This is a genomic window from Variovorax sp. 278MFTsu5.1 (genome assembly GCF_048305045.1).
GTDB classification, from domain to species: Bacteria; Pseudomonadota; Gammaproteobacteria; order Burkholderiales; family Burkholderiaceae_C; genus Variovorax; species Variovorax guangxiensis.
Genome location: NZ_CP157622.1, coordinates 1,854,057 through 1,868,764 on the forward strand (window position 1 = coordinate 1,854,057; position 14,708 = coordinate 1,868,764).

Annotated in this window: 12 protein-coding genes; 11 read left to right on the top strand and 1 reads right to left on the bottom strand. The window is 68.6% G+C overall.

What is annotated here, in order from left to right; translation table 11 throughout:
* Positions 1 to 13 precede the first annotated feature (13 nt).
* The 4 genes from ABL844_RS08200 to ABL844_RS08215 all read left to right on the top strand — a co-directional run bounded on the left by ABL844_RS08200 (position 14) and on the right by ABL844_RS08215 (position 5,292).
* Entirely contained in the window at positions 14 to 1,165 is a 1,152-nt protein-coding gene (locus tag ABL844_RS08200) for a DUF2827 domain-containing protein (protein ID WP_418130962.1), read from the top strand.
* Complete coding sequence (locus ABL844_RS08205) at positions 1,162 to 2,286, top strand: DUF2827 domain-containing protein (protein WP_418130963.1); 1,125 nt, start codon at positions 1,162 to 1,164, stop codon at positions 2,284 to 2,286. Before ABL844_RS08200 ends, ABL844_RS08205 begins: the two co-directional genes overlap by 4 nt.
* Before the next feature lie 8 nt (positions 2,287 to 2,294).
* A complete protein-coding gene (locus tag ABL844_RS08210; protein ID WP_418130964.1) occupies positions 2,295 to 2,903 on the top strand; it encodes a hypothetical protein in 609 nt (202 codons plus the stop codon).
* Positions 2,904 to 3,024: 121 nt separating this feature from the next.
* The gene (locus ABL844_RS08215) at positions 3,025 to 5,292 is read left to right on the top strand and encodes an acyl-CoA dehydrogenase (RefSeq protein ID WP_418130965.1); all 2,268 of its coding nucleotides are present in this window, start codon (positions 3,025 to 3,027) and stop codon (positions 5,290 to 5,292) included.
* Here the strand turns inward: ABL844_RS08215 and ABL844_RS08220 are convergent.
* Positions 5,189 to 6,043 carry a helix-turn-helix domain-containing protein gene (locus tag ABL844_RS08220; RefSeq protein ID WP_418130966.1) on the bottom strand — a complete coding sequence of 285 codons (855 nt, stop codon included), beginning with the start codon at positions 6,041 to 6,043 and terminating at the stop codon, positions 5,189 to 5,191. The genes ABL844_RS08215 and ABL844_RS08220 overlap by 104 nt on opposite strands.
* A gap of 143 nt (positions 6,044 to 6,186) precedes the next feature.
* Between ABL844_RS08220 and ABL844_RS08225 the strand changes: the two genes are divergently transcribed.
* The 7 genes from ABL844_RS08225 (at position 6,187) to efeO (ABL844_RS08255) (ending at position 14,619) form a co-directional block, all read left to right on the top strand.
* A complete protein-coding gene (locus ABL844_RS08225; RefSeq protein WP_418131888.1) occupies positions 6,187 to 6,600 on the top strand; it encodes a hypothetical protein in 414 nt (137 codons plus the stop codon).
* 193 nt (positions 6,601 to 6,793) lie between these two features.
* Positions 6,794 to 9,661, top strand: a complete 2,868-nt coding sequence (locus ABL844_RS08230) for an aconitate hydratase (RefSeq protein ID WP_418130967.1) — start codon at positions 6,794 to 6,796, stop codon at positions 9,659 to 9,661.
* 57 nt (positions 9,662 to 9,718) lie between these two features.
* Complete coding sequence (locus tag ABL844_RS08235) at positions 9,719 to 10,180, top strand: metallophosphoesterase family protein (RefSeq protein WP_418130968.1); 462 nt, start codon at positions 9,719 to 9,721, stop codon at positions 10,178 to 10,180.
* Between the two features lie 209 nt (positions 10,181 to 10,389).
* A complete protein-coding gene (efeU, locus tag ABL844_RS08240; RefSeq protein WP_418130969.1) occupies positions 10,390 to 11,226 on the top strand; it encodes an iron uptake transporter permease EfeU in 837 nt (278 codons plus the stop codon).
* A gap of 8 nt (positions 11,227 to 11,234) precedes the next feature.
* The gene (efeO, locus tag ABL844_RS08245; RefSeq protein ID WP_418130970.1) at positions 11,235 to 12,425 is read left to right on the top strand and encodes an iron uptake system protein EfeO; all 1,191 of its coding nucleotides are present in this window, start codon (positions 11,235 to 11,237) and stop codon (positions 12,423 to 12,425) included.
* Positions 12,426 to 12,441: 16 nt separating this feature from the next.
* The gene (gene efeB, locus ABL844_RS08250) at positions 12,442 to 13,725 is read left to right on the top strand and encodes an iron uptake transporter deferrochelatase/peroxidase subunit (RefSeq protein ID WP_418130971.1); all 1,284 of its coding nucleotides are present in this window, start codon (positions 12,442 to 12,444) and stop codon (positions 13,723 to 13,725) included.
* A 57-nt stretch (positions 13,726 to 13,782) separates the two neighbouring features.
* Positions 13,783 to 14,619: an iron uptake system protein EfeO gene (efeO, locus tag ABL844_RS08255; RefSeq protein WP_418130972.1), complete on the top strand. Its 837-nt coding sequence runs from the start codon at positions 13,783 to 13,785 to the stop codon at positions 14,617 to 14,619.
* Positions 14,620 to 14,708: the final 89 nt, after the last annotated feature.

Here is a 14,708-nt window from a genome sequence, read left to right on the forward strand (position 1 = left end):
CACACTCCGCCTCATGCGCATAGGTATTTCAGTCCTTACCCATGCGGGGCAGAACATCTGGGAGAACGGAATGGGGCAGAACGTCCTGTTCCTGGCCCGGCTGCTGCAACGCATCGACTTCGTCGAATCCGTGATCCTCGTCGACGCGGGCGACCAGCAGGCCATGCCGCCCCAGGTCGACATGGCCGCCATGGGCCTGGGCTTCGGCCGGGCCCGCGAACTCACCGACGCGCTGGACGTGGTCATCGAGATGGCCGGCGCGCTCGACGTGCAGTGGCTCTCATACTTCCGCGCATGCGGCGGCCGCGTGGTGTTCCATTGCGTGGGCCAGCCCTTCGCGGCGCTGGCCGAGCCCATCGTCTTCACCGACAAGGGCCACTTCAGCAAGCCCGACCGCTGCGACGAGGTGTGGCTGCTGCCCAAGGACGAAGTGTTTGCGCCCATGATGCGCACCATCCACCGCTGTCCGGTGCACGAGGTGCCTTACCTCTGGTCGCCGCAGTTCCTGGCGCAGCGCGTCGCAGAGGTCGAGGCCGCGGGCTATCCCTTCGGCTACAGGCCGCGCACCGCCGAACAGCCGGGCTTCCGCGTGGCGATCTTCGAGCCCAACATCTCGGTGGTGAAGACCTGCAGCGTGCCCATGCTCATCTGCGACGGCGCCTACCGCGCCGACCCTTCGACGGTGGCCTCGATGCAGGTGCTCAACACCCTGCACCTGAAGGACCACCCGACCATGCTGTACCTGGCGAACTCGCTGGACATCGTGCGCCAGCACAAGGCGACTTTCCACGGCCGCAACGACTTCGCGGGCTTCATGGTGCAGTTCGCCGACGCGGTGGTCTCGCACCAGTGGCAAAACGACCAGAACTACGGCTATCTCGACGCGCTCTACGGCAATTACCCGCTGGTGCACAACTCGCCCTGGCTGCGCGACGCGGGCTACTACTACCCCGACTTCGACATCGCCGCCGGCGCGGCGCAGCTGCGCGAGGCCGTGCGCTCCCACGACCTGCAGCTCGACGACTACCGCGCCCGCGCGCAGCGCGTGTTCCAGTCGGTCGACCCGCTCAATCCCGCGAACATCGAGGGCTACGCGCAGCGCCTGCTGCACCTCGTGGGCGGCAATGCCGGCTTCCGTGCCGATGCAGCGAGGGCCGCCGCATGATGCCGGCGAAGCTCAAGGTCGGCGTCTCCATCTTCATCCGCAAGGGCGAGCAGAGCCTGTGGGAGAACGGCGTCTACCAGAACTGTTTGTTTCTCGTGATGCTGCTGCTGCGCTCGCCGCGCGTGGAAAGCGCGGTGCTGGTGGCCGGCGGCGGCGACGGCGGCCCGGCGGATGCCACCAACTTCCTCGCCGACTCGCCCGTGCCCGTCATCGACATGGCCACGGCGGGGCAGCAGCTCGACGTCATGTTCGAGATGAGCGCCCAGCTCGCCGTGCCGTGGTCGGTGGCGTTCCGCGAGCGCGGCGGCAAGATCGTCTCGATGCGCGTGGGCAACGACTACGTGATCGACATCGAGCGCATGATCTTCGACAAGCCGCACGGCCTGCTGATCTCGGGCGCGCCTTACGACGAGGTCTGGACGATCCCCGAGTACGAGGTGTCGTGCAAGCCGTATTTCGAGAGCACCTTCCGCGCGCCGGTACGGCTCATGCCGCACCTGTGGAGCCCGATGGTGCTGGAGCGAGCCATGGCCCGCGCGCCGCAGGGCGCTCCCTTCGCCTACGAGCCCGGCCGCGGCCGCTGGCGCGTGGCCATCTTCGAGCCCAACATCTGCATGGTGAAGACCAGCTTCATCCCGATGCTCGGCTGCGAGGCCGCGCACCGCGCGCAGCCCAGGCTCATCGAGAAGATGTGGGTCTACAACAGCTTCCACCTGAAGGACAAGGCGCTCTTCATCGGCTTCGCGCAGAGCCTGGACATCGTGCAGCACGGCCTGGCCACCTTCGAGGGGCGCTTTCCGATGTTCCAGGTGATGCCCGGCAAGATCGACGCGGTGTTCGCGCACCACTGGGAAAACGCGCAGAACTATCTCTATTACGAGGCGCTGTACGGCGGTTATCCGCTGATCCACAACTCACACCTCATCGGCGACTGCGGCTACCGCTATCACGGCTTCGACTGCGAGGAGGGTGGCCTCGCGCTGCGGCGCGCCTTCGCCGAACACGACGCCGACCTGCCGGCCTACCGCGAGCGCGCGCGCCGCTTCATCGCCACCCTCGACCCCGAGGGCGAGGAGAACGTGCGCGTCTACACCGCCTCCATCGAAAACCTTTACGCATGAGGACCGGGATGAAGCCGACCCAACGATTCCCCCGTCTGTCGCTGGCGGCCCTCGCATGGGCCTTCGCCGGCTGCGCGCTCGCCCAGGGCGTTCTGGCGCCGCCTGCCCCGCCGCAGGACACGCTCACGCGCGCCGCGACCAGCGTGGGCGTCAAGCGCTGCCTGCCGGCGATCACGCGGCTTGCCACGCTCACCGTGCAGGGCAGCCGCAGCCATGACGTGCTGCTCGACTGGGACCGCAAGCGCCCCGACGGCGGGCCGATCTTCTCGCTGATCGGCATGGAGTTTCCGAACGCGGGCGTGGCCGCGTCGATCACCGCGATTCCCGACGACAGCGGCGCCTGCACCGTGTCGGCCGAGCGCATCTCGGTGGCGCCCTTCACCTGCGCGAGCGTCGGCCAGCAGGAACTGGCCAGCTACAAGATGACGCGGCTGCTGCCCAACTACGCGGTCTACACCGATGAGAAGGAGCCGACCTCGTCGGTCTCACTGATCGATTCGCCGCCGGGTTGCCTGATCATCCGGCGCTACGTGGAATACGGCTGGCGCGACCCGGCGGCTGCACCGGCGGCGGCTCCCGCCGGTGCCGGCGCGACCCAGCCACCGAAGAAGCGCTAGGCGACAGGCGCCCGTCTCCGACAACCGGGGACGTCCTTGACCGGCCCCGCGAGCCGGCCGCAAGCCCGAAGAATGGTGACGATCCGCGCGCGAATCCGCGGCGGCAGGAAGGAGACGCACCATGCCACTGGCTTCATTGATCGGCCGATGGGCCATGCAGCCTTTCTCGAAGGCGCTGCCGCCGCTGGGCGACACCGAGCGCGCCGCGCTGGAGGCCGGCACTGTCGGCTTCGAGGGGCGGCTCTTCGCGGGCCGGCCCGACTTCGACGCACTCGCGGCCATGGGCCCGAACCGGCTCACCGAGCGCGAGCAGGCCTTTCTCGACAACGAAGTGCGCGAGCTGTGCCGCATGCTCGACGACCACGCCATCGACCAGGCACGCGACCTGCCGCCGGAGGTGTGGCGCTACCTGCGCGAGAAGCGCTTCTTCGGAATGATCATTCCCGAGGAGTTCGGCGGCCTCGGCTTCGGCCACCATGCGCACGCCACGGTGGTGGCGCGCATCGCCACCGTCAACGTGGCCACCGCCGTCACGGTGATGGTGCCCAATTCACTGGGCCCGGCCGAGCTGCTGCTGCGCTACGGCACCGACACTCAGAAGGCCCACTACCTGCCGCGCCTGGCCGACGGCCGCGAGCTGCCGTGCTTCGGGCTGACCTCGCCCTACGCGGGCTCGGATGCGGCCTCGATTCCCGATCGCGGCATGCTGGTGGAGCGCGAGATCGGCGGGCGCATGCGGCGCGGCTTCCTGGTCGATTTCGACAAGCGCTACATCACGCTCGCACCGGTCGCCACCGTGGTCGGGCTGGCCTTCCACGCCATCGACGAGAGCAGGCCGGAAGGCGAGCGCGAGCTGGGCATCACCTGCGCGCTCATTCCCGTGCCGCAGGCCGGCATGGAGATCGGGCGTCGCCACCGGCCGATGGACAGCGCCTTCATGAACGGCCCGATCCACGGCCGCCAGGTGTTCGTGCCGATGGACTGGATCATCGGCGGCGAGCAGCAGGTCGGCCAGGGCTGGCGCATGCTGATGGAATGCCTGGCTGCGGGCCGCGCGATATCGCTGCCGGCGCTGGGCTCGGCGATGCAGCAGACCGCGCTGTACGTGGCCAACGGCTACGGCCGGATCCGCGAGCAGTTCGGCATGCCGGTGGGCAGGTTCCATGCTGTCGCGGGGCTGGTCGCGCAGATGTCGGCCGAGCTGTATGCGAGCGACGCCGCGCGCCGTTTCACGGCCGCCGCGCTCGACAAGGGCGAGCGGCCCAGCGTGGCGAGCGCCATCCTCAAGGTGCAGCTGACGGAAGCGGGTCGGCGCGCGGTGAACCATGGCATGGACATCCTCGGAGGCAAGGGCATCATCTCGGGCCCCTCCAACCTGCTGGGCGTGGCCTACCGGCAGGCGCCGATCGCGATCACGGTGGAGGGCGCCAACATCCTCACGCGTGCGCTGATCGTGTTCGGGCAGGGCGCGGTGCGGTGCCATCCGCACGTGCTCGACGAAATGGCCGCCGTGCAGGCGAAGGACGAGACCGCGCTCGGCAAGGCGCTGATGGCGCACGGCCGGCACGTGGCGGTGAACCTGTGGCGCAGCCTGTTCGGCGCGCCGGTGCTCGGCTCGCCGCCGGACGAACTGGTGCATGAAGCACGGCTCATCGCGCGCATGAGTGCCAAGTACGCGCTCACGGCCGATCTCGCGATGGGCATGCTCGGCGGCAAGCTCAAGCGCATGGAGCTGCTCTCGGCGCGCCTGGGCGACGTGCTCGCGCATCTCTATCTGGCGAGCGCCTGCGTGTGGCGCTACGGCGTCGAGCGGGCGCCGGAGATGCTGCCCTTCGCGAAGGCGGCGATCCGGCTGCAGATCGACGAGGCCGGCGGCATCCTGCGCGATCTCTACGCGAACCTTCCGGCGCCGGGGCGGCGCGTGATCGGTTCGCTGGTGCTGCGCCGCACCGCGCACCTGGCGCCGCTGCGCGACCTGCAGTTGCTCGAACTGGCCGACCTGTTGCGCAAGGACCCGCGCATCGTCGGGCGGCTGGCGCCCGACCTGAGCGAGCCAGCCGCGGGCGGCCTGCTCGACCTGATGCATGCGATGGAACTGGGCGCGAAGCTTGGCGACGGCACGGCCGCGCTCAACAAGGTGCTGCGCCGCACGAACTCGCTTGAAGAGGCTGCGCGCTCGGCGCCCGACCCCGAGCTGGCGCTGGCCTACCTGAAGGCGGCCGACAAGGTCATCCAGGTCGACGACTTCGAAGGCCCGCCGCGCGATGCGCAGGGCAGGGCGGACCTCAGCCCGCCTGCTGCTGTTGCTGCGCCGCCAGTGCCGTCAGCGCAGCCGCCGTCTGCTCGTCCGCCGGAAAGAACGACTCCACCGCGAGTTCCTGCAGCGTGACGTCCACCGGCGTGCCGAAGATCGTGATGGTGCTGATGAAGCTCAGCACGCCGCCGGGCATCACCACCTGGAAGGGCACGGCCACCGCCGACAGCGCGGTGTCGATGACGGGCGCGTCGTGGCTCACCGCGGGCGCCGGATAGGCTTCGAGTTCGTCGTGCAATGACTGCAGCGCCGCATCGCCCGTGGCGGCGATCTGCTGCTGCAGGCGCTCCAGCAGATGCACGCGCCACTGCGCGAGGTTGGCGATGCGCGGCGCCACGCCCTCGGGGTGCAGGCTCAGGCGCAGCACGTTGATCGGCGGTTTCAGAAGTTCGGGCGAGGCGCCTTCCATCAGCAGTGGAACCAGCGCGTTGTGCGCGACCAGGTTCCAGTGACGGTCCACGGCCAGCGCCGGAAAGGGTTCGTGGCCTTTCAGCACCAGGTCGACGGCGCGGCGCGCGGCGGCCATCGCGGGGTCGTCGAGCGAGCGCTGCCTGTACATCGGCGCGAAGCCGGCGGCCACCAGCAGCGCATTGCGCTCGCGCAGCGGAACCTCGAGCCGCTCGGCCAGGCGCAGCACCATCTCGCGGCTGGGCGCGGCGCGGCCGGTTTCGACGTAGCTCAGGTGCCGGGTAGAGACCTCGGCCTCCTGCGCCAGGTCGAGCTGGCTGAGCCGGCGATGGGTGCGCCAGTGCCGCAGGTGCGCGCCGAACGGGTCGCGCGCGCCGGGCTGGCCGGCCTTGGACGTGTGGGAGCGGGTGGTGTTCATGGACCCGCATTCTGGCGTGGCGATGGCGCGGCGCCATGACCTCCCAGGTCATCGACCCGATGCAGCGGGGCCGGAATCATCGACCCCAACGCGGCAGGACTGGCTTGCGGCGTAACCACCCAAGGAGAGATTCCATGTCCGCCATGTCCATCTTCGCATCCCCCCGCTTCCTGCCCAACGTGATGTGGGCCGACGCCGCCTCCTGCGCCGCCACCGGCGCGCTGCAGGTCGCCTTCACCGGCGCGCTCGCCGGGCTGACCGGGTTGCCGGCGCCGCTGCTCATGGGCACCGGTGTGTTCCTTCTGGCCTACGCGGCCATGGCGGCCTTCATGGCCAGCCGCAGCACGCCGCCGCGCACGCTGATCGGCCTTGTCGTCGCCGGCAATTTCGGCTGGGCCGTGGCCTGCATCTCGCTGCTGGTGAGCGGCATCTTCCCGGTCACCGCCGTGGGCCTGGCCTGGGTGCTGGCGCAGGCCGTGTGCGTGATCGTGCTGGCCGAGCTGCAGTGGACCGGGCTGCGCCGCAGCCGTGGCGGCGTGAACATGGTCATGGCCTGAAAGGCTCCGTGTTCCTTTCGAGAAACACCGAGGAACCGGCTCTGCCGGGCCTCTGGTGTTGCCCCCGGTAGGGGGTGGCGAAGCGACACGAAGTGCGCGCAGCCTGGGGGCGAGCCAAGTCCCCCGACTACAACGGTTGACATTCATCCCAGCTATCCTTGAGAGGCTTCCACGAACAAACAGGAGTCTCTCCATGGCCAAAGCCCCGGCGCATGCCTTTGCGTCCACCCTCAAGTCCTTCAAGACCCCGTCGGGCAAGTCCGGCAAATACTGGTCCCTGAAGGAACTGGCCAAGCAATACCCGTCCGTCGACCGCCTGCCGGTTTCCATCCGCATCGTGCTCGAGTCGGTGCTGCGCAACTGCGACGGGCAGAAGGTCACGGCCAAGCACGTCGAAGAGCTGGCCCACTGGGCGCCGAATGCAGAGCGCGTCGACGAGATTCCCTTCGTCGTCACCCGCGTCGTGCTGCAGGACTTCACCGGCGTGCCGCTGCTGGCCGACCTGGCCGCCATGCGCAGCGTGGCCGGCAAGCTGGGCAAGTCGCCCAAGACCATCGAGCCGCTGGTGCCCGTCGACCTGGTGGTCGACCACTCGGTGATGGTCGACCACTACGGCACGCCGAAGGCGCTCGACCTGAACATGAAGCTGGAGTTCCAGCGCAACAACGAGCGCTACCAGTTCATGAAGTGGGGCATGCAGGCCTTCGACACCTTCCGCGTGGTGCCGCCGGGCTTCGGCATCGTGCACCAGGTCAACCTCGAGTACTTCGCGCGCGGCGTCTACAAGAGCCCGAACGACAAGGAAGACAAATCAACTTACTACCCCGACTCGCTGGTCGGCACCGACAGCCACACCACGATGATCAATGGCATCGGCGTGGTCGGCTGGGGCGTGGGCGGCATCGAGGCCGAGGCGGCCATGCTGGGCCAGCCGGTCTACATGCTCACGCCCGACGTGGTGGGCTTCGAGCTCACCGGCCAGCTTCGCGAAGGCGTCACCGCGACCGACCTGGTGCTCTACGTCACCTCGATCCTGCGCGCCGAGAAGGTGGTGGGCAAGTTCGTCGAATTCTTCGGCCCGGGCGCCGCTTCCATCGCGGTGCCCGACCGCGCGACCATCGGCAACATGGCGCCCGAGTACGGCGCGACCATGGGCTTCTTCCCGGTCGACGAGATGACGGTGGCCTACTTCGAGGGCACCGGCCGCACCAAGGAGGAGGTCGAGCGCTTCGAGGCCTACTACAAGGCACAGGGCCTGTTCGGCATGCCCAACCCCGGCGACATCGACTACACGAAGGTGGTGAGGCTCGACCTCGGCACCGTGTCGCCCAGCCTGGCCGGCCCGAAGCGGCCGCAGGACCGCATCAACCTCGGCGATCTTTCCACCAAGTTCTCGGAGCTCTACAGCAAGCCCAACGACGCCAACGGCTTCAACCAGCCGGCCGACAAGCTCAAGCTGCGCTATCCGCTGGCCGCCGCCGGCAAGAGCGGCGACGAGGAAGCCGCCCCGCCGCCGGCGGGCGCGCCGCTGGACGTGGTCGAGATGGTGGCCAACCGCTCGACCAAGGCCGCCGCGCATGTGAGCGCCAGCGCGCCCGCCGCGCCCAAGGGCGAAGTCACCATCGGCAACGGCGACGTGCTGATCGCGGCAATCACCTCTTGCACGAACACCTCCAACCCGAGCGTGATGCTGGCCGCCGGCCTGCTCGCGAAGAAGGCGGTGGAGGCGGGCCTCTCGGTCAAGCCGCACGTGAAGACCTCGCTGGCCCCTGGCTCGCGCATCGTCACCGAATACCTGGAGAAGGCCGGCCTGCTGCCGTACCTGGAGAAGCTGGGCTTCTACCTCGCGGGCTACGGCTGCACCACCTGCATCGGCAACGCGGGCGACCTCACGCCCGAGATCAACGAAGCCATCACGAAGAACGACCTGGTCGGCGCGGCCGTGCTCTCGGGCAACCGCAATTTCGAGGCGCGCATCCATCCGAACCTGAAGGCCAACTTCCTGGCCTCGCCGCCGCTGGTGGTGGCCTTCGCCATCGCCGGCAACGTGATGACCGACCTGATGACCCAGCCCGTGGGCAAGGGCAAGGGCGGCAAGGACGTGTACCTGGGCGACATCTGGCCCACGCCGAAGGAAATCGACCAGAACCTGCGCTATGCGATGAACGCCAAGTCGTTCCGCGCGAACTACGACAAGGTCAAGACCGATCCGGGCAAGTTCTGGAGCAGCATCAAGGGCACCACCGGGCAGGTGTACGACTGGCCGGAGTCGACCTACATCGCCGAGCCGCCGTTCTTCGAGGGCTTCAAGATGGAGCCGCATTCCACGGATGCGGGCTTCAAGGGCGCGCGCATCATGGCGCTGTTCGGCGACTCGATCACCACCGACCACATCTCGCCGGCCGGCTCCATCAAGGAAAGCTCTCCCGCGGGCATCTGGCTGAAGGCGCACGGCGTGTCCAAGGCCGACTTCAACAGCTACGGCTCGCGTCGCGGCAACCACGACGTGATGATGCGCGGCACCTTCGCCAACGTGCGCATCAAGAACCTGATGATTCCGCCGGATGCCAACGGCACGCAGGAAGAGGGCGGCGTCACGCTGTTCCAGCCCTCGGGCGAGAAGATGTTCATCTACGACGCGGCCATGAAGTACATCGCCCAGAACACGCCCACGGTGGTGTTCGGCGGCGAGGAGTACGGCACCGGCTCCTCGCGCGACTGGGCCGCCAAGGGCACGCAGTTGCTGGGCATCAAGGCCGTGGTGGCGCGCAGCTTCGAGCGCATCCACCGCGCCAACCTGGTCGGCATGGGCGTGCTGCCGCTGCAGTTCCGCGGCGCCGATTCATGGCAGACGCTGGGCCTCACCGGCAACGAGCAGATCGATGTGGTGATCGGCAGCGAGCTGAAGCCGCAGATGGACGTGAAGCTGGTGGTGCACCGCGCCGACGGCTCGCACCAGGAAGTGACGGTGCGCCTGCGCATCGACACGCCGATCGAGGTCGACTACTACAAGCACGGCGGCATCCTGCCCTTCGTGCTGCGGCAGCTGCTGGCCGCCTGAGCGGCCGCTGGGGCGGGCGCAGGCGCATCTTGCGTCCGCGCCGGCTCCTTCTTCTCCATGATTCGCATCGGCCTGATTTCCGACACCCACGGGCTGATGCGGCCCGAGGCGCTCGCCTTCCTGGAGGGCAGCGACTTCATCGTCCACGGCGGCGACATCGGCAACGCCGGCATCCTCGAAGCGCTGGCGCGCATCGCGCCGCTGACGGTCGTGCGGGGCAACAACGACCGCGAAGCCTGGGCCGATCGCATCGCCGAGACCGAACTGGTGACCTTCGGCGATGTGCGCCTCTACGCCATCCACGATCTCGCGCAGATCGACATCGAACCGCGCGCGGCGGGCGTGCGCGTGGTGGTTTCCGGCCATTCGCACAAGCCGAAGGTGCAGGAGCGCGACGGCGTGCTCTACGTCAATCCCGGTAGCGCGGGGCCGAGGCGGTTCAGGCTGCCGATCTCGGCGGCCGAGCTGCGCATCGACGGCGGCGCGGTCAGCGCCCACGTCGCCGAACTGGTTTCCTGACGCTGCCGCTCCGGCGGGAGCGGGTAGGGCGAGGCGGGCAGGGCAATCATTACCATTCGGCAAGAAAAGCCCACAAATGAGAATGTTTCTTATTTGATGCGCTATGCTCGGACGCTCCTCCGTGGAGCCAGAAGCAAAGGCAAACGCAGACTCGCGCGCTGACCCATGCCGGCTCCGGAGGGCCTCAACCGCCTCCATTTCCGAAGCCGATGCTCATTCCATTCCTCATCATGCTGCGCGAAGGCATCGAAGCCGCGCTGATCGTCGGCATCGTTGCCAGCTACCTCAAGCAGAGCGGACGCGGCGCGCTGATGCCCGCGGTGTGGGTCGGCGTGTTGCTGGCCACGGCGCTCTCGCTGTTCGCGGGCGCCGGCCTGCAACTGCTGGCAGCGGAGTTCCCGCAGAAGCAGCAGGAGCTGTTCGAGGGCGTGGTCGGGCTGATCGCCGTGGTCATGCTGACCTCGATGGTGTTCTGGATGCGCAAGGCCGCGCGCTCCATCAAGGGCGAACTGCAGGCCTCCATCGACAAGGCACTTGGCAAGGGCGCGGACGGGCAGGGCTGGGCGCTGATCGGCATGGTGTTCCTGGCCGTGGCGCGCGAGGGGCTGGAGTCGGTGTTCTTCCTGCTGGCCGTGTTCCAGCAGAGCAGCGGCTGGGAGGCGCCGGTGGGCGCGCTGGGCGGCATCGCGGTCTCGGTGGCGATCGGCTGGGGCCTGTATTCGGGCGGCGTGCGGCTCGACCTGCGCCGCTTCTTCCGCTTCACCGGCCTCTTCATCCTGCTGGTGGCCGCGGGCCTGCTGGCCGGCGTGCTGCGCAAGCTGCATGAAGGGGGCGTCTGGAACCACCTGCAGACGGTGGTGTTCGACATGAGCACCGCGCTGCCGATGGACAGCCCCCTGGGCGCCGTGCTCTCGGGCCTGCTGGGCTACCAGGCCGCGCCGGTGGTGGGCGAGGTCGTCGTCTACCTGGCCTTCCTGGCCGTCTCGCTGTTCTTCTTCCTGCGCCCGGCCGCCGCGCCGGCGCCTCGCGCGGCCGTGGCTCGCTGAAACCTGCAATGTCCTCTTCTTCTTCCGACAACAAGCCCTCTTCGTCCAACCTGATGCGCGTGGCGGTGGCCGCTTCGGCGCTGCTGGTGGTCGCCGGCCTCGCGGCCTTCTGGTATGCCTCGAACGAGGCGCGCAAGGCGCCTGCCAAGGCGGTCGACAACGCCGTCACCGTCACCATCCAGGGCAACGCCTGCGAGCCCAACGAGATCACCGTGCCGGCGGGGCGCACCACCTTCACCATCGTCAACAAGTCGAACCGCGCGCTCGAGTGGGAGATTCTCGACGGCGTGATGGTGGTGGAGGAGCGCGAGAACATCGCGCCGGGCTTCTCGCAGACCATGACGGTCAAGCTGCAGCCGGGCGAATTCGCCATCACCTGCGGCCTGCTGAGCAATCCGCGCGGCAAGCTGCGCGTGACGCCGTCGGCCGCATCGGACGCCGAAGCGGCCCGGCCCTCGCTGGTCAACTACGTGGGCGCGCTGGCCGAGTACCAGACCTTCCTGCGGCTCGAAGCCGGTTCGCTCGACGACGCGGTGCGCGCGTTGACCGATGCCATCAAGGCCGGCGACCTGCAGCAGGCGAGGGCGCTCTACGCGTCGGCGCACCAGGCCTACAAGCGCATCGAGCCGATGGCGGAGCTTTTCGCCGACCTCGACACCCGCATCAACGCGCGCGCGGACTACTTCGAGAAGCGAGAGGCCGACCCGGGCTTCACCGGCTTCCACCGTATCGAGTACGGGCTGTACGGCCAGAACGAAACCAGGAGCCTGGCGCCCGCCGCCGACAGGCTCATCGCCGACATCGGCGTGCTCAAGGAGCGCCTGCGCGGGCTCAACGTCCCGCCCGAGCGGCTCGCGGGCTCGGCCTCGAAGCTGCTGCGCCGCGTGGCCGAGAACCTGCCGGCCGGCGGCGAGGACCACTACGGCCACGCCGAGGCCGCGAACCTGCAGGGCAGCTACGAGGGCACGAAGAAGATCGCCGACCTGCTGCAGCCGCTGCTCGTGAAGGCCGCACCCGCGCTGCAGAAGAGCGTGGACGAGCGCTTCGCTGCCTTCGACGCCGCGCTGGGGCCCTACCGCGAGGGCGAGGGCTTCAAGCCCGCGCCGCTCGACGAGGCGCAGAGAAAGGCGATGGCCGAAACCGTGCGCGCGCTGGCCGAGGAGCTCGGCAAGGTGAACGCCGCGCTCGGGCTGGAATGAGTTGAGAGACAGCACCATGGACAAGTCGAACAAGCCCGAGCCCGTTTCCCCGCACCGCCGCCGCATGCTCGGCGCGGCTGGCGCAGCCTTTGCCGGCCTCGCTGCAACTTCCGCCCGTGCGGCCGCGCCCGACAACGGCGCGCAGGTCACCGACGCGCCGCAGAGCACCCACACGCAGGACCGCGTGCCCTTCCTCGGCAGGCACCAGGCCGGCATCGTGACGCCGCGCCCGACGGCCGGCATGATCGCGTCGTTCTACGTGCTGGCCGAGAACCGCGCAGACCTGGAGCGGCTGTTCCGCACGCTCACCGAGCGCATCGCCTTCCTCACGCAGGGCGGGCCGCAGGTCGACCCCGACCCCAAGCTGCCGCCGGCGGGCTCGGGCATCCTCGGGCCGGTGGTGCAGCCCGACGCGCTGACCGTGACCGTGTCGGTCGGCGCGTCGCTCTTCGACGAGCGCTTCGGCCTCGCGAAGAAGAAGCCGCTGCGGCTGAGCCAAATGCAGCGCCACCCGAACGACGCGCTCGATGCCGCGCTGTGCCATGGCGACCTGTCGATCCAGTTCTGCGCCAACACGCCCGACACCAACATCCACGCGCTGCGCGACATCATCAAGAACACGCCCGACCTGCTGGTGCTGCACTGGAAGCAGGAAGGCACGGTGCCGCCGATTCCGGCCGTGCCCGGCAAGCCGGCCGAGAGCGCGCGCAACTTCCTCGGCTTCAGGGACGGCTCGGCCAACCCCGACTCGGCCGACGGCGCTCTCATGGACCGCATCGTCTGGGTGCAGCCCGGCAGCGACGAACCGGCCTGGGCCGCGGGCGGCAGCTACCAGGCGGTGCGCATCATCCGCAACTTCGTCGAGCGCTGGGACCGCACGCCGCTGCAGGAGCAGGAGGCCATCATGGGCCGGCTCAAGCCCAGCGGCGCGCCGATGGACGGCGGCAAGACCGAGCACGACGTGCCCGACTACACGAAGGACCCCGAAGGCAAGGTCACGCCGATGGATGCGCACATCCGCCTGGCGAACCCGCGCACCAGGGCTTCGGACAAGAACCTGATGCTGCGCCGGCCCTTCAACTATTCGAACGGCGTCACCAAGTCGGGCCAGCTCGAGATGGGGCTGCTGTTCATCTGCTACCAGGCCGACCTGGAGAACGGCTTCATCGCGGTGCAGAAGCGCCTCGACGGCGAACCGCTCGAGGAATACATCAAGCCCATCGGCGGCGGCTTTTTCTTCACGCTGCCGGGCGTGCGGGACGAGCGCGACTGGCTGGGGCGCTCGCTGATGTCCGCCTGAAGGCCGGTCTGCCAGAGGCCCGCAAGATTTTCATCACTGCCCAGAACAAGGAGATCCATGACCGTGCAGTTCCGCCGCCACTTCCTCACCACTCTCGTCGCAGGCTTCGCCGGGCTTCATGTCGCTGGCGCGCAGGCCGCCGTGTCGCCGCTCGAACTGGTCGGCCCCATCTCCGACTACAAGATCTACGTCGCCGAGAACGTGCGCAAGCTGGCGGCGGACACGCGCGCCTTCACCGCCGCGGTGAAGGCCGGCGACGTCGAGAAGGCGAAGAAGCTCTATGCGCCCACGCGCACCAGCTACGAGCGCATCGAGCCGGTGGCCGAGCTCTTCAACGATCTCGACAAGGCGATCGATTCGCGCGCCGACGACCACGAGAAGGCCGAGAAGGACCCGGACTTCGGCGGCTTCCACCGCATCGAACACGGCCTGTGGGTGCACAAGAGCACCAAGGGGCTCAACCCCGTGGCCGACAAGCTGCTGGCCGACGTGCTCGAACTGCAGAAGCGCCTGGCCGCGCTCACCTTCCCGCCCGAGAAAGTGGTGGGCGGCGCCGCCGTGCTGATGGAGGAGGTGGCGGCCACCAAGATCTCGGGGGAGGAAAACCGCTACAGCCACACCGACCTGTGGGACTTCCAGTCGAACTTCGAGGGCGCCTACAAGATCGTCGAACTGCTGCGCCCGCTGGTCGTGAAGGAGAACAAGGCCTTCTCGGACAAGGCCGAGGCCAACTTCAAGGTGGTTTTCGACACGCTGGCCAAGTACCGCACGGCCGACGGCGGCTTCGAAACCTATTCGAAGCTCAGCGAGCGCGACCGCAAGCTGCTGGCCGGGCGGGTCAACACGCTGGCCGAAGATCTCTCCAAACTGCGCGGCATGCTGGGGCTGAACTAGGCTCGCCCCCAGTCTTCGCGCACTTCGTGTCGCTTCGCCAACCCCCTTCCGGGGCAACACCAGCGGCCCGGCAAAGCCGGTTCCGCGGT